The sequence below is a fragment of the Aminobacter sp. P4_H6_2 genome (genome assembly GCF_056400805.1).
The window spans coordinates 1-1,047 of sequence record NZ_JBFUKO010001039.1 but is presented as its reverse complement, the minus strand read 5'-3'; the positions used below and the strand labels follow the sequence as shown (position 1 = coordinate 1,047).

General features: G+C 53.3%; 1 protein-coding gene and 1 pseudogene. Both read right to left on the bottom strand.

All coding sequences use genetic code 11. The features are described 5' to 3' along the window. Positions 1 to 509: pseudogene (locus AC1DUU_RS32765) on the bottom strand (putative bifunctional diguanylate cyclase/phosphodiesterase); the annotation flags it as partial. A 9-nt stretch (positions 510 to 518) separates the two neighbouring features. Beyond that, a complete protein-coding gene (locus AC1DUU_RS32760) occupies positions 519 to 1,010 on the bottom strand; it encodes a putative pterin-binding protein (RefSeq protein WP_476787444.1) in 492 nt (163 codons plus the stop codon). Positions 1,011 to 1,047: the final 37 nt, after the last annotated feature.

The following is a 1,047-nucleotide window of genomic DNA, read 5'->3' as shown; positions in this document are numbered from 1 at the left end:
GCGCTATAGTGATTGGCTTGCGAGGCTAGGCCAATCAAGTCAGCTTCCAGCGGCGCCATCAACCGCAATATCGATTGGGCGACTACAGGTTCACCGACGCGACCCATGGGTCCGTCCAGCTGCTTGATAAGCTCAGACAGCCGCTTGACAGTGTCTTCTCGCTCCGAAGCCTCACTGACAAACGCTTGAAATTGACCGCTTGTGAAGAGGTCAAGCCGCCCTTTCAATATATCAAAGCGGAGTTGCGCATCGGCAACGAGTGGCTCATTCGGCGAGGCCGCAATGGCAGTAACGCGTTGATACAACCGCAGATACTCATTCATCCCCTGGCTGGCACTCCAGGCCACGTCATATCGGGAGATTTTGCCTATCGACGCCTGACGTTCAAAGATTACGAACGACAAATAGATCGCGGCAATGGCGAAGGCGGCGATGGTGCCGATCAGTAGAGTTTTCAGCAAATGAAATGCGAACGCGCGGCGAGAGCCAGGCGCCAACAACGGTCCCATGTTATGGGCCTACCGTATAACCAAGCGTGCAAGCTGCCAAACTGAGCGTGAATAGAATTTTTGGCTCTGAAGTTCGGAATCACGATCAAAAGGATAGACGATAAAGAGGGGACCCTTGTTGCTGACGGACATATATTGACCATCACGCTTGAGAGCTAGGAGCACGTCGAACTCTGCAAAATCCTTTAGCGGGATTGTCGTACTGTAGTCGTTGAGCGCTATTGCGACGACCTCATCGCCATCTGCTTCAACGAGCTTCATGATCCGATCAAGAGGGACGCCCTCGAATTTAACCGGTCCGGTAAACCATGGTGTCATGGTTTCGAATGATGTGACCCCTAGATCTTCGAGCATGGCTCGATCAAATACGGCAGTGTTGCCTGAATTGGTCACACCAATCTTGCCTTCGATTGTCAGAATCGGAGGGCCCTTGGGTGATGGGAGTTTTCCGTCTTCCGATTTGGCGGCCGACAGCGCCAGGAGCGCAATTGACGATGCCAGCGCCACGGTCCGGACGATCGAAGACGAAACGTGATAC